This window comes from Bacillus cereus group sp. BfR-BA-01350 (genome assembly GCF_022663775.1).
Classification (GTDB): domain Bacteria; phylum Bacillota; class Bacilli; order Bacillales; family Bacillaceae_G; genus Bacillus_A; species Bacillus_A paranthracis.
On record NZ_JAKUGD010000009.1, the window covers coordinates 25,902 to 47,011 of the forward strand.

A 21,110-nucleotide genomic window follows, 5' to 3' on the forward strand; every position below is an offset into this window, starting at 1 on the left:
CAAATGTTCTCTATTCCATGATACTCACTCTTTTACTTCTTAATTCTTTTTACTATTTTGATTTCCCTTTACAATTATGTAAATTTCTCCACTTATTCCTTACAAAAATATGGATATTCTATTTTCAGTATACTCTTTTCTCCATATATACTCTAGGTTTTATTGTAAAGAAAGCAAAAAGCCTAACCCAACATTTGGATTAGACTGCTTGTAAAATATGTCTTGCTTCTTCTACATTTTTTTCAGTAGGCGGTTCTACATTTGCGAGTGGATACTTATGCCCAAGTGCCTCCCATTTATATACACCAAGCTTATGGTATGGTAGCACTTCAACTTTCTGAACATTAGACAGACTTTGAATAAAACTAGATAGTTTTTGTAGATCCTCCTCATTATCAGTAATACCAGGAACTAATACGTGTCGTACCCAAATCGGTTTATTTTTATCCGATAAATAACGAGCAAATTGTAAAATATGTTCATTTGGTTTTCCTGTTAATTTACGATGTTTCTTTGAATCAATATGTTTCAAATCCAATAAAACTAAATCTGTGTACTCCATTAAAATATCTAGCTTATTTTGGAATTCTGGTTCTTCAGAATAACAACCACCCGAAGAGTCAATTGTTGTATGAATTCCAATTTCCTTACATTTCTTAAATAATTCAATTAAGAAATCTAGTTGTAATAATGGTTCCCCACCACTAACTGTTATACCGCCTCCGGAAGCTTCAATAAAAGGAAGGTAACATGTCACATCCTGCATTACTTCTTCGACTGTTATTTCTTTTCCTTTACCGATCTCCCACGTATCAGCATTATGACAATATTGACAACGTAATAAACACCCTTGTGTAAATATGACATAACGAATTCCTGGGCCATCAACAGTACCACAAGACTCTACAGAATGAATTCTTCCTTTTACCATGTTACTTCCTCCTTTATTGAAACAGCCTCCCTCTGCTATTTATAAAATGCAGAGGGACACTTTTTTCATTTACATGCTTTCATGCATTGTACGGTTAATTACATCGATTTGTTGTTCACGAGTTAATTTAATAAAGTTTACAGCGTAACCAGATACGCGAATTGTTAATTGTGGATATTTCTCAGGATGTTCCATTGCATCCATTAATGTTTCACGGTTAAATACGTTAATATTTAAGTGATGTCCTTCTTTTACTGCATAACCATCAAGCATTGATACTAAGTTACGTACTTGTACTTCATCCTCTTTACCAAGTGCTTTTGGAATAATAGAGAATGTATTAGAAATGCCATCTTGTGCATCTTCATATGGTAATTTAGCTACAGATAATAATGAAGCTAACGCACCTTTTGTATCACGTCCATGCATCGGGTTCGCACCTGGTGCAAATGGTTCTCCAGTACGGCGACCATCTGGAGTGTTACCAGTTTTCTTACCGTATACAACGTTAGATGTGATTGTTAAGATTGACATTGTATGAACAGAATTTCTATATGTTTTATGTTTACGAAGTTTATTCATAAATGTTTTCACAAGATTTACAGCAATTTCATCTACACGGTCATCATTGTTACCGTATTTAGGGAAATCTCCTTCAATTTCAAAGTCAACTGCAATTCCATTTTCATCGCGAATTGGTTTTACTTTTGCATGTTTAATTGCACTTAAAGAGTCTGCTACTACAGATAGACCCGCGATACCTGTTGCCATTGTACGAAGAACATTTGTATCGTGAAGTGCCATTTCAATACGTTCATAGCTATATTTATCGTGCATGTAGTGAATAACATTTAATGTGTTTAAATATAGACCCGCTAACCATTCCATTGTCATATCAAACTTATGCATAACTTCTTCATAATCTAATACTTCAGAAGTAATCGGTGCGTACTCAGGACCAACTTGTGCTTTAGATTTTTCATCTTTACCACCGTTAATCGCATATAGTAATGCTTTTGCTAAGTTTGCACGTGCACCGAAGAACTGCATTTGTTTACCGATTCTCATTGCAGATACACAACAAGCAATCCCGTAGTCATCGCCGTAGTCAGCACGCATAATGTCATCATTTTCATATTGAATTGCTGATGTTTTAATAGACATTTTCGCACAGTAGTTTTTAAAGTTCTGTGGTAATTGTTTAGACCAAAGAACTGTTAAGTTTGGTTCTGGAGCTGGTCCTAAATTATCTAGTGTATGCAAGAAACGGAATGAGTTCTTTGTTACTAATGGACGGCCATCTAATGCCATACCGCCGATAGACTCAGTTACCCAAGTTGGGTCACCAGAGAATAATTCATTATAATCAGGTGTTCTTGCAAATTTCACAAGACGTAATTTCATAATGAAGTGATCCACAATTTCTTGTACGTCTTCTTCTGTTAAAGTACCATTTGCTAAATCTCTTTCAATATAAATATCTAAGAATGTAGAAGTACGTCCAAGACTCATTGCAGCTCCGTTTTGCTCTTTAATTGCTGCAAGATATGCAAAGTATAACCATTGGAATGCTTCTTGAGCAGTTGTTGCTGGCTTAGAAATATCAAAGCCATGAGAAGCAGCCATTTGTTTTAACTCTTGAAGTGCACGTATTTGTTCAGATAACTCTTCGCGTAAACGCATTGTATCTTCACTCATTACACCGCCAGTTAAATTTAAATCTGCTTTCTTCGCTTCAATTAAATGATCTACTCCATATAATGCTACGCGGCGGTAGTCACCGATAATACGTCCACGTCCGTATGCATCCGGAAGACCCGTAATAACACCTGATTTACGAGCAGCTCTCATTTCTGGTGTATAAGCATCAAATACACCTTGGTTATGAGTTTTTCTCCAATCTCTAAAAATACGACTAAGCTCTTTATCCATTTCGTATCCATAAGATTCACAAGCTTGTTCTGCCATACGAATACCACCATACGGTTGTAAAGAACGTTTAAATGGTTTATCAGTTTGGAAACCGACTACTTTTTCAGTCTCTTTATTTAAATATCCTGGTTCATGTGATGTAATAGAAGAAACAATTTTTGTATCCATATCAAGAACGCCACCGTTTTCACGTTCTTTCGTTGTTAAATCCATTACTTGCTCCCAAAGTTGTTTCGTTGCTTCAGTTGCTCCTGCTAAGAAAGATTCATCTCCCTCGTAAACGTTTACATTATTTAAAATGAAATCGCGAACATCAATCTCTGCTTTCCATTTTTCACCTTTAAAGTTTTCCCATGCGTTTTTAACATTTTCTAATACTTGAGTCATCCTAATCTCCTCCATTTTTGATTAGTACAGGACTAAGATTTTTTATATAACAGCTTACACACTTAGAATACTACTTTTTTACGAAAGTGAACGAAATAGTTGTGACATGTTTGTGAAATGTTGAGCAAACTACTATATACATAGTGTTAACTTCATTTTAAAGTCTTTAAAATTAACCCTTTCCTTAATTGTATTTTTTTGGTATTCTTATATACGAGTCCTATTTTGTAATATAAAAACAATACCCATTGTAGAGCTGTAATACTCTTATCTCCTAATCTGTTATAGTTTTTATAACAGAACAAAAAAGTGTACATATGTTGTACACTTTTTTGTTACCTATAAAATATCTCTTTTTCTATTTCCATCATGGAATCCACCACGACTGCCTGTTAATACAATTAATTGCTCTAACCCTTCTATATGATCACCAATAATTCGAAGTACAGCTGGTGGATGACCTATTTTAGCAAAATGTTCACTGGGTCGAATACGGTTCATCTTATCGACTTCAACACGACTTACACATGCAACTTCAAATCCTGAAAGAATAGCTTTCACTTGAGCTACACACGGTGCCAGTAAAGATCTATATCCAATTTCTTTCAAACACTTACGACTAAATGCATTCGGTACAGCGATAAGAGAGCCTACGCCTAGATCTTTTCTATCACAAGCTAAATTTAATGCATATTTAAATGCAGTTACAAGATGAAGCGGTACTCTTAAATCTAAATAATGATTTAGATCATTTAATGCAACATCTGTTCCATCTGCAATAGCTTTCGCAAAAGGATATAACTCACTCGCTGGAATAACAAAATCGCCGTCTATAAATAATACAATTTCTCCTTTTGCGAAATACGTTCCAAGTGAGCGCCCCACATCATTTCCGAGTGCTTCTTTATATACAATTGTCGTTGCTCCCTTTTCTTTTGCAATCGTTGCTGTTTGATCAGACGAACCATTTACAACAACGATAATTTCAAAAGGTTCAATTTTGCGAAGTTCTTCTATAACGTTTCCAATTGTTTTCTCTTCATCTTGTACAGGAATAATGACCGATAATTGCTTTCCCTTATACAAATTCGATGTAACGCCCCATCCTTGATAAAAATCTTCAAAATCTAAAGTATGATAGACACTATCTCTTTTCCTATTTCCATCATAATACCCTCCGCGCTCATCGCTACCTACTATTCGCTCCGCTACAGCTTCTATATGGTCACCTATCATCCGTTTTTCAGAATGAGAAAGACCCGTGCCATACGCAGCATGCTCGGTCGGCCGAAATTTATTTGGTGTAATAACGTCAATTGCACAATGTCGACTAATTCTCCATTTGCTTTGAATAAGGCGTAAATGAGCGACAATAGGATTAACAAAACATTCATATCCAATGCTTTGAACAACTTCTTTCGTCAACGCATGAGGTACAGATAATAAAGAGTCAATTTTTAACTCCTCACTCTCTAACATTGCATTTAATATTTGGCGCCACACTGTCACTGAGTGCGGTTTTTGTTTCTTTAAAAATAACGCATCCAAATTATTTAAAACGATGTCGGCCTGATCATGTAAAATTGGATTTAGGAATAATTGTAACTGTGAAGTTTGAATAACAAAATCTCCATCTATAAATAGTAATACATCACCTATCGCGTGTTTTGCGCCAACTGCACGGCCCACATCATTCCCCAGTAGCTCTGTATACTTAATTACTTTACACCCTAAACGATCAGCAACCTCTTCTGTACCATCGTTACAACCGTTTGCTACTACAATAATCTCTACTGGATTTAATCCTTTTGCCGATTGAATAACGTCTGAAATCGTATCCACTTCATTACATACAGGTATAATAATCGATAGTGACTTAGCCATTGTTTTCTTCACGAAACCATTTAATAGTTTCTTTCAACCCTTGTTCCCACGTTACTTTCGCTTGAAATTGAACAAGTTCTCTTAATTTCGTTACATCTGGTCTTCTATTTGGAATTTCTTCAAAGCCATGTGGATATACCTCTTCGAAAGGAACTTGAACAATTTTTGAAGAAGAATTCGTTAATTTTTTTATTACTGCTGCTACTTCTTTTATACTCTTTTCATTCTCAGAACCTATATTAATAATCTCACCATTTACCTTCTCATCCATTGCTCGAATCGTTGCCTCTACCGCATCACTTACATACGTAAAACAACGTGTCTGCTTTCCATCTCCATATACGAGAATGTCTTCTCCTCGCAGTGCTGCGCGAATAAATCGTGGGATTACCCCTGCATACGGACCATCTTTCGCTCTTGGACCATAAATATTAAAATAACGAACAATCGTTACAGGTAAACCTTCTAAAGCGTATCCTAAACATAATGTTTCTTCTAACGTTTTACAAATTGCATAACTCCAACGTATTTTAGAGGTTGCACCGTATAATCGATCTCCTTCTTCAGAAAAGGGCGGCTTTGCCTTACCATATACTTCTGAAGTAGACGCAAAAACTACTTTCTTCTTTCCTTTTAGCGCTGCTTGTAAAATGTTTCTCGTTCCATCAAAATTCGTTTCAATAAGCTCTATACTCTTTTCCATTGTCGTTTTCACACCTAAAATTGCTGCTAAATGAAACACTACATCATGTTGATTTACTAATTCATAAATAGAATTTTTATCTAAAACACTTATTGGAATAACCCGAATTTCTTTCATTAACTCATCATGATATTTATTTTTCCCTTTATAGAAGTTATCAACGATAGTGACATCATAACCTCTTTTCACCAGCTCTTCAGCTAAATGCGATCCAATAAATCCTGCTCCACCTGTAATTAAACATTTCTTACTCATACACTCACCTTCTTTATAATTCCACGTGTATCTACGACTTGCTTTATCCCTTTAAAAACCTTCCAATCGATATTAGAGTGGTCTGTTAAAATTAAAATACAATCCGCTTGTTTAACGACTTGTTCATCCAAAGAAACAGATTGATACACCTTATCTCCAAATTTTGCAGAAGAAATATATGGATCGTGATACGCTATCTCATATCCTGCTTTTATTAACAATTCAATAATTGGCAACGCTGGCGATTCTCTTAAGTCATTTACATCTTTTTTATATGCAATTCCTACAATTAAAACCGTTGCAGGTGATTGCACCACACCTTTTACTTTCCGGACCACTTTCTCTGGCATTTCCTCATTAATTACATGTGCCGCCTCAATTAATTGACTAATTGCTCCATTCTTTTTTATTCTCCACTGGAAATATAAAGGATCTACCGGAATACAGTGTCCCCCTATCCCTGGTCCTGGCCAATACGGCGTAAATCCAAACGGTTTTGTAGATGCCGCTTCAAGTGCCTCATAAAAATCAATTCCTAAACTTTCACATAGTGTATTTAACTCATTTACTAATGAAATATTGACTAAGCGCTGAATATTTTCAAATAGCTTACACATTTCTGCTACTTTTGGAGAGCTAACTGGAACAACTACATCAAATATAGTGCTATACAAAGCCTGTACTTTTTGTTTACACATTTCTGTTTGTCCACTAATGACTTTTGGAATCGTTTGAACTGAATATTGACTATTAGCTGGGTCAATTCTCTCAGGAGAATACCCAATATAGAAATCTTCTCCTACCTTTTTTCCTGTTTGAGAAATAATCGGTATAATAACTTCCTCGAGCGTACCTGGATATGTGGAACTTTCGAAAATGAAGGTTTGTCCTTTTTGAAGGTTTTGTTGTATATAATGCGAAGCTGAAATGAGGGCACTTAAGTCTGGTTCTCTTTGTTCATTAATTGGAGTTGGGACAGTGACAATAACGTAATCACTATTTTGAAAATCAGCAATACCTTGATCCGGTGTATTGACTATTAATTTTTTTCTAGTCAATAAACTTTGTAACAATTTAGAAGAAACATCTGGAATATAACTTTCTCCCTGTATAATTGATTCTATTTTTCTAGTATCTTTATCTAATCCAAGCACTGTATGTCCTCTCTCTGCAAAATGAACTGCCAAAGGAAGACCAACATATCCTAATCCGATAATGGCAACTGTACTACTAACATTCATCTGTATTCTCTTCTTCCTTTCTCAATTGTTGAATGATATCTCTATTCCGCTCTCCATCTGTAAAACTCCCGCGCTCGTCTGTGGATTGCAATAAATATGCAATCGCCTCAAGTTGATCACCGAAAATACGATCAAATGCTGGAATACGCCCATTTACAAATCCATGTTGCTCTGGGCGTACTCGATTTGTTTTTATGACATCTACAAAGTCTACCGCTGTAATAGAAAATCCCTCCAAAATAGCTTTCATTTGAGCGAGTGGTGGAATGATAAGAGAATCATATCCGATTTTCTCTATTACCTTTTTATGCATAGCATGTGGTACTGCCGTTAATGAGTTATTCCATAAATCTGGTCGTTTCGCTACCAAATTCACAAAATATTTTCCCATGCTAATTGGGTCTGCCGGATGAAACATATCTAATAAACACTGTAAATCATTCAATGCCACATCATTTCCATCTTCGATAGCATGTAAAAATGGAATTAGTTTTTCCCCTGGAATAACAAAATCACCATCGACAAATAAACAAATATCGGCCGTAGCATGCATAGCTCCTATCGCTCGGGCTACATTATGTCCAAGCGCTTCCTCAAATTCAATAACAATGACATTCTCTAGCTTTGCTTGTTTAACTGTCTCAACGTCCGCTCCATTCGCAACAACTATAATTTCATCTACACCTGATTTTTTCACTTCTTGTATTACAGATCTTATAGTCATCTTTTCTTCTGATACTGGGATAATTGCACTATATTTCGCTTTTTTCTTTTGTAATAAAACTGGTTTATACTTTCCTATAAACTCTCTATCCCTATTTCCTTCCGAAAAGCCACCACGCTTACCATATATTTCGATTACGTATTGCAAAGCACGTAAATGATCCCCCATAATACGACTAGTCGCTTTCGGATAAGGAGAGCCAGGTGATGTACCACTATGAACGGGACGCACTTTATTTGTATGAATGACATCGACAGAAGCCATATCAACAATATCTACTCCTCTAGACATCGCTATCGCTTGAAATAGTGCTGGATCCGCTAAATTCCACCAACCAAACTTTTGAATAACTTCCCTACTCATTGCATGCGGAATTGCGATTAAAGATCCAACAACAAGCTCTTTTTTATTCAAATAACGATTCAACATAAATTTGCCAACTGTCGTATAATGCGGTCTCATCTTTAAATAAACAGACCATGTTAAATTATTCACAACAATTTGGTGACCTTGCTGAATGCCTTTTATAAAACGTTGTAGCTCTTTATTATCAATGACGATATCACCGTCTAAAAACAAAACAATGTCGCCTTTCGCTTCTCTTGCACCAATTGCCCGTCCAACATCATTACCAAGAGAATATTTATAATAAATGACATGGCAATGATGTTGTAAGGCTATTTCTTTTGTTTCGTCTGTCGATCCATTATCTACTACGATAATTTCATATGGTTTCAATTTCTCCACTTCTACTAAAACTTGTGATAAAGTACTCGCTTCATTATGCACTGGAATAATAACTGATACCCTCATACTTGTACCACGCTTACCCTTCCAAGCGAACATAAGAAATGATAGGAATACGTACAACTACATCTTCCGGTGGTCCATAAGAAGGAGAAGTACGAACACTTACTGCCCCGTCTGTCACAGATAACAGAATACCTGCAACAATTTCGGCCGCTGTCACAACTTGCACTAGTTCACCAACATGATTACGTAATTCTTCAGTAAATAACATATATAAGTCTCCTTTCTTACGCTTCTTTAATTGATATAATACTTGTAAATGGTAATAAAACTTCTGTTCCTATTCCTTCTTGCAGTGTTAAGAAATCATCACCAACTGCTACAATTACACCTGTTAACTGTCCAACTGTCACCGTAATTTCTACATTTTTACCTAAATACTGCTCTGCAATTTCTTTAAAAGGTGATGTATTACATTCTTTTAAAATGTTACAAATAATAGATTGAAATCTACTTGATTCAATAAATTCTTCCGTAGCTTGCTTGGAGTTTCTTTGGATAAACCTCGCGAAGTTTTGCGAAAACAAAAGTCGTTCCATAGCAGGCAATAACTTATTATCTAAAAAATAATCTAATTGTCTATTAAACAATCTCGATAACTTTTTCCAATACTTACCGAATAAACACATACACTTCTCCTCCTATTATTTTTAAATTATAAAAATATATCCATACATCTTAATGTATACAAAGCAGACTCTTTTTGTGATAGGTAAGACATACATTTTTCAACGAAACAATATGTTCTAATCACATAAAAAAAAGACTACCTAAAAAGATAGTCTCTTACACTTCAATATTTCGTAACATCGTATAAATGTCATTATTCACTTTACCAAAAGATTTAATGTTGTTTTGAATGTTAGATAATAAAACAACATACACACTACCATTTTTACTAAATCCATTTAAACAGTTCCAGCCTGGCATTACACCGTGATTCGAATAACTTCCCGGGTCTACGTACCATCCAAACCCGTAATCTTTTTTTCCACCTGTAAACATTTGATCGTAGCTTTCTTTTGAAATCAACTTTCCAGAGAAGAGCGCTTCATTAAATAAATATAAATCATGGGCACTTGTATATATATCACCACAACCATAAAGTTGTGACATACTTGGAATATTAGGTGTTGTCATATTGTTATTTACTATTTTATAACCTGTCGATGGAAATCTTGTTTGTTCTAGCTCTCTACCAAAACCAGAATGTTTCATACCAGCAGTAGCAAAAATATGTTGTTTAATATACTCTTCTAACGGTTGTCCGCTTACCTTCTCAGCAATATAGGCAAGTATCGAATAGTTAGAATCGGAATACTTCCATTTCTCTCCTGGACTTCCAATACGCTTTTGCTTTCCTATTCGTTTTATCAATTCTTCATGAGAGATATCCTCTGTTCCCTGCTCGTACTCTGGAATTCCTGATGTATGTGTTAGTAAATGTTTTAACTGAATGCCATTACCTTGAGGGAAATCTGGAATATACTTCGCAATCGTATCCTCTACATTTAACTTATTTTGATCTTTTAATTGCATAATAGCAGTCGCTACAAAAGCCTTTGAAATAGAACCAATATAAAAAGTTGTCTCTGAATTATTCGGTACTTGTTTCTCTTTATTCGCCATACCGTATCCTTTATTCACAAGAACCTTTCCGTTCTTCACAATAACCGCTGTCCCGCTAAATCCTGTTTTTTGCAAATATTGATCTAATTGAGCGTTTTCATTAATTTCTTGAGGTGGTCCCTCAGCAGGCTGTTCTGCAGCTTGTGCTTGCTTCACTTGTTCTTCCTGCTCTATTTGTTTTTTTGCTTCTTGCTTCTTTTTTTCTTCTTTCTTTTTTAGCTCTTCTTGTTTCTTCATTTCTGCTGCTGCTTTTAAAGTTTCTTCTTTCTTATTATGCGCAACAATTTTTGTATACATGAAATATACAAGTGAAAATAGTAAGACGAGAATGATTGTTCTTTTTATGTATACAATCGGCCGACGTGATTTCCCATTCGCATTATTTTTTTCGTGATCCATGATTACTTTTTTCCCCTTATTCACCAATAATTTAATCTCTCTACTAAAGATTTATTTTAGTAGATTATGGATAATCCATTCTATGTCATCCCTACTTTATCACGCACTGCACATATTACCAACCTATATGTATAAAAAAGAAAAAGAAAATTTACAAAAGTAAGATTCCCGTTAAATTTTTAACATAAAAAAAGAGGATATCCTCTAAAAATTGATGTTATCAATCTTTTTTGGATATCCTCTTATCTAATTATTTATACGTGTTTTTTCATATCATCGGCAACAGATTCAACATTTGTACCTACGATAACTTGGACACTCGTGTTACTTAATTTCATAACACCTTTTGCACCAGCACGTTTTAATGCTGCTTCGTTTACTTGATCAGCATCTTTCACTTGTAAGCGTAGACGTGTTGCACAGTTATCAATAACTGTTAAGTTTTCTTTTCCACCTAAAGCTGCTACGTAAGTTTCACCAATTGAACCCGCAACTGGAGCTTCTTCGCCTTCAGCCATTTCCTCTTCATCTTCACGACCAGGAGTTTTTAGGTCGAACTTCTTAATTAAGAAGTAGAATACTACAAAGTAAATTGCTGCGTAAATTAAACCGATTCCTGCTAGTAACAATGGTTTTGTTGCAATACCGAAGTTTAAGACGTAATCGATTGCCCCGGCACTAAATGAGAAACCATCATGAATGCCAAGTGTTGTTGTAATGAATAGAGACAGACCTGTTAATACAGCATGAATTCCATATAGTACTGGTGATAAGAACATGAATGAGAATTCAATTGGCTCTGTAATACCAGTTAAGAATGAAGTTAATGCTAGACCACCTAACATACCTGTAACCATTTTACGTTTTTCTGGTTTAGCAGCTGCAATCATTGCGAAACATGCTGCTGGTAAACCGAACATCATAACTGGGAAGAAACCAGTCATAAACATACCTGCTGATGGATCTTTTGCAAAGAAACGTGCAATATCACCATGAACGATATCGCCTGCTGCATTTGTAAAGTCACCAAGTACGAACCAGAAGTATGTGTTCATTACGTGGTGTAAACCAATTGGAATTAATAAACGGTTTAATAATCCAAATAAACCAGCACCAATTGAACCTAAGTTCACGATACCATGTGCCACTGCATCAATACCACTTTGAATTGTTGGCCAAATTTGACCGAATACTAATCCTAAAAGTAACATTACGATTGAAGTAATGATTGGTACGAAGCGTTTTCCTGCAAAGAATCCTAACCATTCTGGTAGTTTAATCTTATGGAATTTGTTGTATAATAATCCCGCAACAACCCCTGCAATAATACCACCGAGTATGGCCATGTTTATTTTTGGCGTTAACGCCGCTGCTTTTGAAACCTTTGTCATTGTATCTGCTAATTTAGTTGGATCTACTGAACCGACTAAATCTTGAACACTTTTTAATTTATCATTTAACTCTGCTGCTGAATACGTCTTACTTAGAGCATTCGTTGTATTTTGTAAAACAAGATATCCGATTGCTCCGGCAAGTCCAGCTGCTCCACTACCGTCAACAGACAAACCGATTGCAACACCAATTGCAAAAATAAGTGCTAAATTATCAAAAATTGCTGCACCGGCCTGTGCCATAACAGGAATGTTAAATACGTCTTCTTGTCCTAAACGAAGCAATAATCCTGCTGCTGGTAGTACGGCAATTGGAAGCATTAACGCTTTACCAATACGTTGTAGAAACTGCAACATTTTAATTCCCCCTATCAAATTTATGAAATCGTTATCATTATAAGTACGCCTTAGAAAACGCTTTCTATTCACATAACCATAATAACATATAGTTGTATAGATGTGTAGTTTTTATTTTTGAATTTTTTATGGATAAATCTCCTATTTCCAAACTGTTATATAAAAGGAAATTTCTCCTTTTTCACTACAGAATATTCAAAACGAAAGACCCTCTATAGAACATGCAACTTTCGTTTTATCATTCCACTTTTTCATGTTATTATTTATTTCCGAGCATATCGGGAAAAGTAAACTTAGTTAATTCGAAATAGGAGCGTTGGTACTATGCAGTGCATTGAAACAAACAACTTACAACAGTTGTTAGAACAAGTAAAACCATATACGAAAAAAGGAAAGCTTGCCACTTATATCCCCGAACTAGGAAATGCCAATCCAGATGATTTAGGGATTGCCATTTTTCATAAAGAAACAGAATACATCCATGCTGGCAACTCACAAACACTATTCACTCTTCAAAGTATTTCAAAAGTAATTACACTTGCACTTGCCCTTTTAGATCGTGGTGAAGAATATGTATTTTCTAAAGTTGGAATGGAACCAACCGGTGATCCATTTAATTCTATTATTAAATTAGAAACGACAAGTCCTTCTAAACCACTTAATCCAATGATTAATGCAGGGGCACTAGCCATTACAAGCATGTTAGCAGGAAAAGATAATGAAGAAAAAATGGATCGCATTCTTCATTTCGTACGTGAAATAACAGATAATCCTACTATTAATTATTCTTCTAAAGTTGCCAATTCAGAATTAGAGACAGCTTACTTAAATCGTTCACTTTGTTACTATATGAAACAAAACGGAATTATTGATTGTGATATCGAAGAACTGATGGATTTATACACTCGTCAATGTGCAGTTGAGGTAAACTGTATCGATTTAGCGCGTATCGGTTTAATTTTTGCGATGGATGGATATGATCCATATAAGGAAAAACAAATTATCCCTAAGCATATTACAAAGATTTGTAAAACATTTATGGTTACATGCGGTATGTATAACGAGTCTGGTGAATTTGCGATTCGTGTTGGTATTCCCGCAAAAAGTGGTGTAGCTGGTGGCATTTTCGGCTGTGTAAAAGGAGAAATGGGCATTGGTATTTTCGGACCAGCTTTAGATGCAAACGGAAATAGTATCGCTGGCTTTAAAATTCTTGAACTTCTTTCTGCCCAAGAAGGTTGGAGCATTTTTTAATTGAGAGCTATCCTGCTATACTAGCAGGATTTTTTCATTTCATAAAAACCTTAACTGTATCAACTATCCACGCCCGTACAAAAACCGTGCTGAAAGTTTCTCTATATCATGCATATTTGCTCCCCCCTCCTGAATAATATAGTACAACCTAGCGCTATATGTGGAGGTGTGAAAGATGAAACTAATATTTCAAATGGGAAAACAGCCTGTTCTTGAAAAAACAATTCTTCTTTTTATATTGAGTATTGTAGAAAGCTTGAAGTTAAAAGTCGTTTCACTCGATGAAGCTCACCGATACATATTCAATTTAGAAGTACTTGAACTATTAATGGATCGGAACATCGATGATCAAGTACTTGAACTTATTCATTTCGGAATGGGACTTGAAGACATTCATCATGTGCTTCCTGAAGAACTTGAACATACAATTGAAGAATTAAAGTGGCTTTGTATCCAAGTATTAAGTGAGTACAGTATGCATGAAGAATCAGAACAATTAATTGAAGATATACGTTAAAAAAAGCACCTATGTAGGTGCTTTTAATGTTTTTTCAAACTATTTTTATACGCTTCAATATTTACTGGTAGCTCTTCCTCTTCCAAAGTATGTTCATTTACATCTTTATGAATGAACGCACCTTTAGGTGGTTGGTGATCATGCCCTTTTTTCTTATGATCAAATGCTTTCCCGCGTCCCATACAAATCCCCCTTTCTTAAAAGAAATCCGTATTAGTATGGAGAAAAGTACGTCGATATATGCAATCCCTTGCTGTATTTCCAAGGAAATACTCGAACCTTGTTTTTTCTCTTATCCTTACAACAACTGATCAATCCCAATAAGAATTAATAACACTCCTGCAATAACCGTAGCCCATTTCCCTAAGTATTCTGCTAAAAATCGTTTTCCTACATACGCAAATCCACTAATACAAATAAAACTAAACACCCCAGAAATAGTTGCTGTAAGCCAAAGGTTCAAGTTTGTTACTCCAGCATCAAATCCACCTGCAATATTATTAATAGACAACGCAATCCCTAAAACAATTGCTTCTGAAAAACTAATCGTTTTAGAACCATCAAAATCTGCTTTTTCTGGATCACGTAAAATTCCCATAAGTACATTACCATCTTTAGATCCTACGGTATTTCTTTGCCCCAAGAAAGGCTGGCACAAAATAAACACACCGATTATCCCTAAAACGATTGCTCCAATCAAGTTTGCTGTAAACTCTGAAATAAATAACGCAATCCAGTTCCCAAAAAATCCAGCTAATAAAGTAAATAAAAAACCAAAAAATGCGATGATAAAATTGTTGAACCACGAAATTCTAATTTTACGAATGCCATATGCAATCCCAACACCTGCATTATCTAAATTAGAAGCAACCCCAATTAAAAAAATTGAAAATAGACCTGCCGTACTCATAAATAGCCACCCCTTTTTCTCACTTTTCAATGCATCTTATGAAAATGTTGAGCAACTGTGCCTGTCTGTTTCATATACATGTAATAAATGCTCAACATTTTTTCAACAATAAAAAGGAGTGCCTTCGCTATGCCTAAAGAAAATCCAAATGAGCGGCTTAGTAGATTAATAAAAAAACTTTTAAAAGAACGTGCCTTATCTATGCGCCAACTCGGAATGCTTACAAATATTGACCCCGCAACAATCTCAAGAATTATGAATGGTAAACAACCGCCAAAACAAAAACACCTACAAAAATTCGCAGAATGTCTGCAAGTTCCGCCCCAATTGTTATTCGATGAAATGTATCCGGATTCTCCTCACATTAATAAAGAAAAGACGGATATGTACACATCTCTTGATACCATTCAGCAAACGCTGCAATCCTCTAACTTATTCGATTTCGACTACACAACAACCCGCGTAAAACAAGAACTTGAAAACTATGAACGATATGCGCAAACAACAGAGGGTGAAAAACGTATTCATGAAAGTTTTGCAAGCAAGTTAGAACAAATTGATAGTGCTGGTCCTTTCATTGAACAATTAACGGATATGTATCAACAATTTTGCAATGAAACGATTTCAAAAGAAGAGCGTGCAGTTCTTGGCGGCGCATTACTGTATTTCATTTTATCGACAGATATTATTCCCGACTATCTCTTTCCAATTGGTTATTTAGATGATGCAATTGCTGTTGAATTAGCGAAAGAGAAATTAATTGAGCTAAAACGAAAGACATAGAAAAATAAAGAACTATTTCAGTTGTTTCTATCCAACTCTGAAATAGTTCACTAAAAAATCGTACAAGTATACATACCTGTACGATTTCAACATACTAATCTATTTTTTTCGTATGACACCATTCGTATATAAATGCTGTTATTACTTTTGTAAATTCAATTAACTGTTCTATTTCTACTTTCTCATTTATTGAATGAGCTTCCTCTAATGTACCTGGTCCGTAAATAACGGCCGGAATATGAAATTCACTAAACCAACCACCATCCGTTACCGTTGCAGACATATCTAAAATTGCATTTTTAGAAAGAATTGATTCGTGTACTGAGCTAAGCGTTTTTACAGCTGCATGTTCACTATCTATTTCTAAAGAAGGAAAAATTTCGCCACGATCCACAATCATTGATTCTCCGCCCCACTTAAATTGTGGTGGATTTTCACTTAGCCATGGATCAGCAGCTGCCACTTTCCCAATATACTCTTCAATTTCTTTTATTATTTGTTCATGTGTTTCATTCGGATAAAAGTGTACTGTTATCCATAACCGGCACTCATCCGCAATAAATGCTGCATGTCTTCCGCCTTCAATAACAGCTGGATTAATTGTTGTTGTTCCAGATGGATAGCCTTCATATGTTTTCATGACTGCCCAATGACGCTCTAATTCTTGTAAACTTTGCACAATTTTCATCATTTTTTCAATCGCGCTCGCTCCGAATAAACGACCCCCTGCATGGATCATTTGCCTACGTGTTGCATCATGAAACGTTTGGGGGCTTTTCACAGTAATCCATCCAGTAATTACGCCCCCCTGTCCTTGCATATGTAAATCACTCGTATCCACTACGACTGCAAAATCAGCTTCATATCCCCTTTTACAGCATTGAAGTGTTCCCGCCTCTCCAACTTCTTCCCCAATTACGGATTGAAAGATTAAATCTCCAGGTAATTCAATGCCAGCTTCTTGTAAAAGCTGAATAGCAAATAGTGCCCCAGCCAGTCCCCCTTTCATATCTGCTGCACCACGTCCAACTAACCAACCATCTTTTATAAATGGCTCAAACGGATTCGTTTCCCACGCCTCATCTGCTGATATTTCCGCTACATCCATATGCCCATTAATAATAAGACTTTTATATGTGTCACTTTCTATCCCTTTTTTCACCCCAACAACGTTCGGGTCATTCGGATATACATCCCATTTATCAACACTAAAATTTCGTTTTCTTAAAAACTGTGCAACAAATTCTTGCGCCTCATTTGTATTTCTCGCCGGCGGTGCTGGTGTTTCAAAACGAATTAATGTTTTTGTAAGCTCTAGTAACTCATTTTTTCGTAGATCAATCTGTTCTAATAACTGTGCAACTTCTTCATTCATCGCTAATTCCCCTTTGCATACATAGTATATTCCCAGCTTTATTTTCACAAAAAAAGAGACTGTTTACAATTTTACAGTCTCCAAATTAATCACTATTATAAACTTTCTATTTCTGTTGTCTTTGTCTTTTCAATATGCTCTAAGTTACCCCCCTTATTTCTTGTCGCACGGTAAAACAGTAAACAAACAATCATAAAGGGAATACCACAATACAATGCCATTCTTTGTTCTGGAATAAAGGCCATACCTACAATTACTGTTATATTTAATACTAACGCAAGCAGTGGAACGAATGGATACAGCGGTGTTTTAAATTTCAAGTCCTTCACATCCCCGCCCTGCTTTATATATGACCTTCTAGCTAATAAGTTAGATAGAGCAATAGATGCCCAAACTAATATCGCTCCGAACCCGGCAATAGAAAGTAACCATAAATAAACTGTATCTTCCGCATAAATACCTGATAGTAATGAAAGACAACCTACAATCGTACTTACAATCAACGCATAAATAGGAACACCATTTTTAGATAACTTACCAAAAATCGGGCTAATCATTCCTTGATTAGACATAGACCATAGCATACGAGAAGTTGCATATAATCCTGAATTCGCAACGGATAATACTGCTGTAATAATAACGAAATTGATAATATCGGCTGCATAAGGAATACCAATTTTATCAAATACAACTACAAATGGACTTTCTATCACTCCTGCTTGTTGCCATGGGAATAATCCTGCAAGAATGAAAATAGATAATACAAAGAACACAAGTATACGCCAAACTGTATTATTAATTGCCTTCGGGATCGTTTTCTCTGGATTTTCACTCTCTCCAGCTGCAATACCAACTAGCTCTGTTCCTTGGAAGGAAAAGTTAACAGCAATCATCGTAATTAAAATAGCGGATAATCCATTTGGAAACAATCCACCATAATCAGTAAAACTAGAGAACATTGGTGCTGGTTCATTTCCTTTCATATCTAGAAAACCAAACATCGCTGCCCCGCCCAAAATAATAAATGCAATGATTGTAATGACTTTAATACTTGCAAACCAAAATTCAACTTCTGCAAAACTTCTTGAAGATAACGCGTTAATAGCAAAAAGTAGTACCGCAAACACTACGCACCAAATCCAAGACGGTACATCAGGAAACCAGCGTTTCATTAAAATACTAACTGCAATTAGTTCAATACCTATTGTAGCCGACCAGTTTAGCCACGACATCCATCCGACTACATAACCCGCTGCAGGGGAAATATGCTTCGTAGCATACGTTTGATAAGATCCTGCGTCAGGCATCGCAACAGCTAATTCTCCGAGACAGAGCATCGTTAAATACATAACAAATCCTCCAACAAGATAAGCTACAATCGCTCCTCCAGGTCCAGCTTCATGAATTGTATACCCCGATCCTAAAAAAAGTCCGGTACCAATAACTCCTCCAAGTGCGATCATAAATATGTGTCTGCTTTTCAATTCCCTTTTTAATACTTGGTTTTGATCCATCATACAAATCCCCCCTTTTCCCTTTGGAAACCCATTTCATGTAAGCGTTTTTAAATTTTTTTATACGAAAAATAATTATTGAAAAGAGCAAAATACATAGTATTAATCACTACCTGTTATTAAAAGATCATCCCTCACCGTTATTAATAGCTTTTTATCAGCGATAGCTTGTCCTTCTACTACTTCTAATGACTCGATATACCCACTGATTCCTACCTTAATTTCTACTTTCTGTTTATCTATTGTTTCAATTAATGCTAATTTCTCCCATTCGTATACGTAAGAACTTTCCGTAACAAATAACTTCTCAACTTTCCCGTAACAAGGACTATACACGCCTTCTATAACCGTCTTCACTTTATACACTCCTCCTTCTTATTAATTGGTACTGAAACGTTGCATATCCCTCCTTTAGAGATTTCAACTATTCTTTATGCAAAATGCGTACCAATCTTAAATTCCTATTTAAAATAAGGGTTCCTCACAAAAAAATCTTCATAACCGCAAATTTTTTCTACCGTGTAAGAAGTTTTAAAAGGAAAATTGCAAAAAAATTTTGCGGTTTTATAAGAATTTTAATAAAATTATAAAAAGTCAGTCTTCATAGGGTGAAATGAGGAGAAGATAATCTATGCGTACAGAAGAAATTAATTTGAAACAGATCATTGAAATGAATATGCTATATGAAACTTTGCTCAATGAACTCGATATCGGGATTCATATTATTAATGAGGAAGGTAAAACGATTATCTATAACCGTAAAATGATGGAAATTGAATCAATGGAGCGCTCAGATGTGCTATATAAAAATCCTTTAGAAGTATTCGCATTTGAAGAAAATAAAAATAGTACTCTTATAGAAGCATTAAAATTAGGAAAAACAAACAAAAATATAAAACAAACTTATTTTAACAATAAAGGGCAAGAAATTACGACGATTAACAATACTTTCCCTATAATAGAAAATGGAAAAATTAAAGGCGCTATTGAAATTTCAAAAGAGATTAGCAATTCTAAACAAACAATGAAAACAAACCTTTCCCGAAAACAAAATAATAAGTTTACCTTTGATCACATAATTGGTGATTCTGAAGCCATTCAATCAATCATTGCGGAAGGAAAAAGGGTAATTCGTACATCCTCCTCTATACTTCTCGTAGGAGAGACAGGCACTGGGAAAGAACTATTTGCACAAAGTATCCATAATGAAAGCCAGCGTTCAGGCAAACCATTTATTTCACAAAACTGTGCCGCTATACCTGATACGTTAATGGAAAGTTTATTATTTGGTACGAACCGAGGTGCATTTACAGGAGCTATCGATAAAGCCGGTTTATTTGAAGAAGCGAACGGAGGAACTTTGTTATTAGATGAGATCAATTCGTTAAGTCCAGCACTTCAAGCGAAGTTACTGCGGGCTATACAAGAAAAAACAATACGAAGAGTCGGAGGCACACAAGAAAAAGAAATTGATGTTCGCATTATAGCAACTATTAATGAAGACCCTCTTGAAGCTATTACACACAATCGATTACGGGAAGACTTATATTACCGATTAAGCGTCGTTACTTTATGCCTCCCGCCGTTACGCGAACGAAAAGAAGATATTCCCGCTCTTGTTCAGCACTTTATCGAAAAGTACAACATTCAATTTGAACTTAGCGTAACAGATATAGATGTACATGTAAGAGAATTCTTGTATGCATATGATTGGCCTGGAAATGTACGAGAATTGGAACATATCATTGAAGGTTCAATGAACTTGGTTGAAGATGAAAATATTATTACAGCGTTTCATCTTCCCACTCGCTTTCGCGAACGAATAAAAAAAGAATTCAATACGCAACCTTTCCTAACTAATAACGATACTGATACACCTAAAACATTAAAACACACAATAGAAGCAATGGAAAAGAACTACATCGATCAAATTCTAAAAGAATATCACGGTAATATTTCACAAGCTGCAAAGTTTTTAGGATTAAGTAGGCAAAACTTACAATATCGAATTAAAAAATTGCATTTACACATATGAAATGAAGCTTGGATGAGTGGATTACTAGCCCTCACCAATTCGACTTTTATTGCTTGTTAATGCAGCATAAATCTGCTTT

At 35.4% G+C, this 21,110-nt stretch carries 19 protein-coding genes; 4 read left to right on the forward strand and 15 right to left on the reverse strand.

The features are described 5' to 3' along the window. Nucleotides 1–199: 199 nt before the first annotated feature. From pflA to nagE, 10 genes are all read right to left on the reverse strand, one after another. Nucleotides 200–931 (reverse strand): pyruvate formate-lyase-activating protein, encoded by a 732-nt coding sequence (gene pflA / locus MR147_RS18860; protein ID WP_000238472.1) that lies wholly within the window; start codon nucleotides 929–931, stop codon nucleotides 200–202. A gap of 69 nt (nucleotides 932–1,000) precedes the next feature. Then, nucleotides 1,001–3,250: a formate C-acetyltransferase gene (pflB, locus tag MR147_RS18865; RefSeq protein ID WP_074608196.1), complete on the reverse strand. Its 2,250-nt coding sequence runs from the start codon at nucleotides 3,248–3,250 to the stop codon at nucleotides 1,001–1,003. Nucleotides 3,251–3,589: 339 nt separating this feature from the next. After that, nucleotides 3,590–5,134 (reverse strand): glycosyltransferase family 2 protein, encoded by a 1,545-nt coding sequence (locus MR147_RS18870; RefSeq protein WP_242304620.1) that lies wholly within the window; start codon nucleotides 5,132–5,134, stop codon nucleotides 3,590–3,592. Beyond that, nucleotides 5,127–6,092, reverse strand: coding sequence for an NAD-dependent epimerase/dehydratase family protein (locus tag MR147_RS18875; RefSeq protein ID WP_000037033.1), 966 nt, complete (start codon nucleotides 6,090–6,092; stop codon nucleotides 5,127–5,129). Before MR147_RS18875 ends, MR147_RS18870 begins: the two co-directional genes overlap by 8 nt. Further along, entirely contained in the window at nucleotides 6,089–7,333 is a 1,245-nt protein-coding gene (locus tag MR147_RS18880; protein WP_001103215.1) for a nucleotide sugar dehydrogenase, read from the reverse strand. The genes MR147_RS18875 and MR147_RS18880 overlap by 4 nt, the downstream gene beginning before the upstream one ends. After that, nucleotides 7,323–8,903 (reverse strand): glycosyltransferase family 2 protein, encoded by a 1,581-nt coding sequence (locus tag MR147_RS18885; RefSeq protein ID WP_139302791.1) that lies wholly within the window; start codon nucleotides 8,901–8,903, stop codon nucleotides 7,323–7,325. Before MR147_RS18885 ends, MR147_RS18880 begins: the two co-directional genes overlap by 11 nt. Continuing rightward, nucleotides 8,884–9,078: an LSm family protein gene (locus MR147_RS18890; protein ID WP_000899480.1), complete on the reverse strand. Its 195-nt coding sequence runs from the start codon at nucleotides 9,076–9,078 to the stop codon at nucleotides 8,884–8,886. Before MR147_RS18890 ends, MR147_RS18885 begins: the two co-directional genes overlap by 20 nt. 16 nt (nucleotides 9,079–9,094) lie before the next feature. After that, complete coding sequence (locus MR147_RS18895; RefSeq protein WP_000335513.1) at nucleotides 9,095–9,496, reverse strand: LSm family protein; 402 nt, start codon at nucleotides 9,494–9,496, stop codon at nucleotides 9,095–9,097. Between the two features lie 157 nt (nucleotides 9,497–9,653). Then, nucleotides 9,654–10,895, reverse strand: a complete 1,242-nt coding sequence (locus MR147_RS18900; RefSeq protein ID WP_242304622.1) for a serine hydrolase domain-containing protein — start codon at nucleotides 10,893–10,895, stop codon at nucleotides 9,654–9,656. A 254-nt stretch (nucleotides 10,896–11,149) separates the two neighbouring features. Continuing rightward, entirely contained in the window at nucleotides 11,150–12,643 is a 1,494-nt protein-coding gene (gene nagE, locus MR147_RS18905) for an N-acetylglucosamine-specific PTS transporter subunit IIBC (protein WP_242304623.1), read from the reverse strand. A 324-nt stretch (nucleotides 12,644–12,967) separates the two neighbouring features. Between nagE and glsA the strand changes: the two genes are divergently transcribed. Both glsA and MR147_RS18915 read left to right on the forward strand, forming a co-directional pair. Then, nucleotides 12,968–13,897, forward strand: a complete 930-nt coding sequence (gene glsA / locus MR147_RS18910; RefSeq protein ID WP_001149849.1) for a glutaminase A — start codon at nucleotides 12,968–12,970, stop codon at nucleotides 13,895–13,897. A 175-nt stretch (nucleotides 13,898–14,072) separates the two neighbouring features. Then, nucleotides 14,073–14,414 (forward strand): DUF3969 family protein, encoded by a 342-nt coding sequence (locus tag MR147_RS18915; RefSeq protein ID WP_000766603.1) that lies wholly within the window; start codon nucleotides 14,073–14,075, stop codon nucleotides 14,412–14,414. Between the two features lie 23 nt (nucleotides 14,415–14,437). Here MR147_RS18915 and MR147_RS18920 read toward each other — a convergent pair whose 3' ends face one another. Both MR147_RS18920 and ytaF read right to left on the reverse strand, forming a co-directional pair. Continuing rightward, nucleotides 14,438–14,596: a hypothetical protein gene (locus MR147_RS18920; RefSeq protein ID WP_000532409.1), complete on the reverse strand. Its 159-nt coding sequence runs from the start codon at nucleotides 14,594–14,596 to the stop codon at nucleotides 14,438–14,440. Between the two features lie 116 nt (nucleotides 14,597–14,712). After that, the gene (gene ytaF / locus MR147_RS18925) at nucleotides 14,713–15,324 is read right to left on the reverse strand and encodes a sporulation membrane protein YtaF (protein WP_242304624.1); all 612 of its coding nucleotides are present in this window, start codon (nucleotides 15,322–15,324) and stop codon (nucleotides 14,713–14,715) included. A 129-nt stretch (nucleotides 15,325–15,453) separates the two neighbouring features. On the opposite strand from ytaF, the gene MR147_RS18930 reads away from it, so the two are divergent. Beyond that, nucleotides 15,454–16,107 (forward strand): helix-turn-helix domain-containing protein, encoded by a 654-nt coding sequence (locus tag MR147_RS18930; protein WP_001123720.1) that lies wholly within the window; start codon nucleotides 15,454–15,456, stop codon nucleotides 16,105–16,107. 94 nt (nucleotides 16,108–16,201) lie between these two features. Here the strand turns inward: MR147_RS18930 and MR147_RS18935 are convergent, their stop codons facing one another. The 3 genes from MR147_RS18935 to MR147_RS18945 form a co-directional block, all read right to left on the reverse strand. Further along, complete coding sequence (locus MR147_RS18935; RefSeq protein WP_001001564.1) at nucleotides 16,202–17,482, reverse strand: acetylornithine deacetylase; 1,281 nt, start codon at nucleotides 17,480–17,482, stop codon at nucleotides 16,202–16,204. Between the two features lie 95 nt (nucleotides 17,483–17,577). Next, complete coding sequence (locus MR147_RS18940) at nucleotides 17,578–18,999, reverse strand: amino acid permease (protein ID WP_242304625.1); 1,422 nt, start codon at nucleotides 18,997–18,999, stop codon at nucleotides 17,578–17,580. A 99-nt stretch (nucleotides 19,000–19,098) separates the two neighbouring features. Then, nucleotides 19,099–19,353 carry a biotin/lipoyl attachment domain-containing protein gene (locus MR147_RS18945; protein WP_000859492.1) on the reverse strand — a complete coding sequence of 85 codons (255 nt, stop codon included), beginning with the start codon at nucleotides 19,351–19,353 and terminating at the stop codon, nucleotides 19,099–19,101. Nucleotides 19,354–19,627: 274 nt separating this feature from the next. On the opposite strand from MR147_RS18945, the gene MR147_RS18950 reads away from it, so the two are divergent. After that, nucleotides 19,628–21,031 (forward strand): sigma-54 interaction domain-containing protein, encoded by a 1,404-nt coding sequence (locus tag MR147_RS18950; RefSeq protein ID WP_242304626.1) that lies wholly within the window; start codon nucleotides 19,628–19,630, stop codon nucleotides 21,029–21,031. Nucleotides 21,032–21,110: the final 79 nt, after the last annotated feature.

Bases quoted from the DNA above. Each gene is read 5' to 3' on its own strand.
- pflA (WP_000238472.1), bottom strand. From the start codon at position 931: ATGGTAAAAGGAAGAATTCATTCTGTAGAGTCTTGTGGTACTGTTGAT.
- ytaF (WP_242304624.1), bottom strand. From the start codon at position 15,324: ATGAGTACGGCAGGTCTATTTTCAATTTTTTTAATTGGGGTTGCTTCT.
- MR147_RS18875 (WP_000037033.1), bottom strand. From the start codon at position 6,092: ATGAGTAAGAAATGTTTAATTACAGGTGGAGCAGGATTTATTGGATCG.
- MR147_RS18900 (WP_242304622.1), bottom strand. From the start codon at position 10,895: ATGGATCACGAAAAAAATAATGCGAATGGGAAATCACGTCGGCCGATT.
- MR147_RS18880 (WP_001103215.1), bottom strand. From the start codon at position 7,333: ATGAATGTTAGTAGTACAGTTGCCATTATCGGATTAGGATATGTTGGT.
- MR147_RS18915 (WP_000766603.1), top strand. From the start codon at position 14,073: ATGAAACTAATATTTCAAATGGGAAAACAGCCTGTTCTTGAAAAAACA.
- nagE (WP_242304623.1), bottom strand. From the start codon at position 12,643: ATGTTGCAGTTTCTACAACGTATTGGTAAAGCGTTAATGCTTCCAATT.
- pflB (WP_074608196.1), bottom strand. From the start codon at position 3,250: ATGACTCAAGTATTAGAAAATGTTAAAAACGCATGGGAAAACTTTAAA.
- glsA (WP_001149849.1), top strand. From the start codon at position 12,968: ATGCAGTGCATTGAAACAAACAACTTACAACAGTTGTTAGAACAAGTA.
- MR147_RS18870 (WP_242304620.1), bottom strand. From the start codon at position 5,134: ATGGCTAAGTCACTATCGATTATTATACCTGTATGTAATGAAGTGGAT.
- MR147_RS18920 (WP_000532409.1), bottom strand. From the start codon at position 14,596: ATGGGACGCGGGAAAGCATTTGATCATAAGAAAAAAGGGCATGATCAC.
- MR147_RS18935 (WP_001001564.1), bottom strand. From the start codon at position 17,482: ATGAATGAAGAAGTTGCACAGTTATTAGAACAGATTGATCTACGAAAA.
- MR147_RS18950 (WP_242304626.1), top strand. From the start codon at position 19,628: ATGCGTACAGAAGAAATTAATTTGAAACAGATCATTGAAATGAATATG.
- MR147_RS18890 (WP_000899480.1), bottom strand. From the start codon at position 9,078: ATGTTATTTACTGAAGAATTACGTAATCATGTTGGTGAACTAGTGCAA.
- MR147_RS18885 (WP_139302791.1), bottom strand. From the start codon at position 8,903: ATGTTCGCTTGGAAGGGTAAGCGTGGTACAAGTATGAGGGTATCAGTT.
- MR147_RS18940 (WP_242304625.1), bottom strand. From the start codon at position 18,999: ATGATGGATCAAAACCAAGTATTAAAAAGGGAATTGAAAAGCAGACAC.
- MR147_RS18930 (WP_001123720.1), top strand. From the start codon at position 15,454: ATGCCTAAAGAAAATCCAAATGAGCGGCTTAGTAGATTAATAAAAAAA.
- MR147_RS18895 (WP_000335513.1), bottom strand. From the start codon at position 9,496: ATGTGTTTATTCGGTAAGTATTGGAAAAAGTTATCGAGATTGTTTAAT.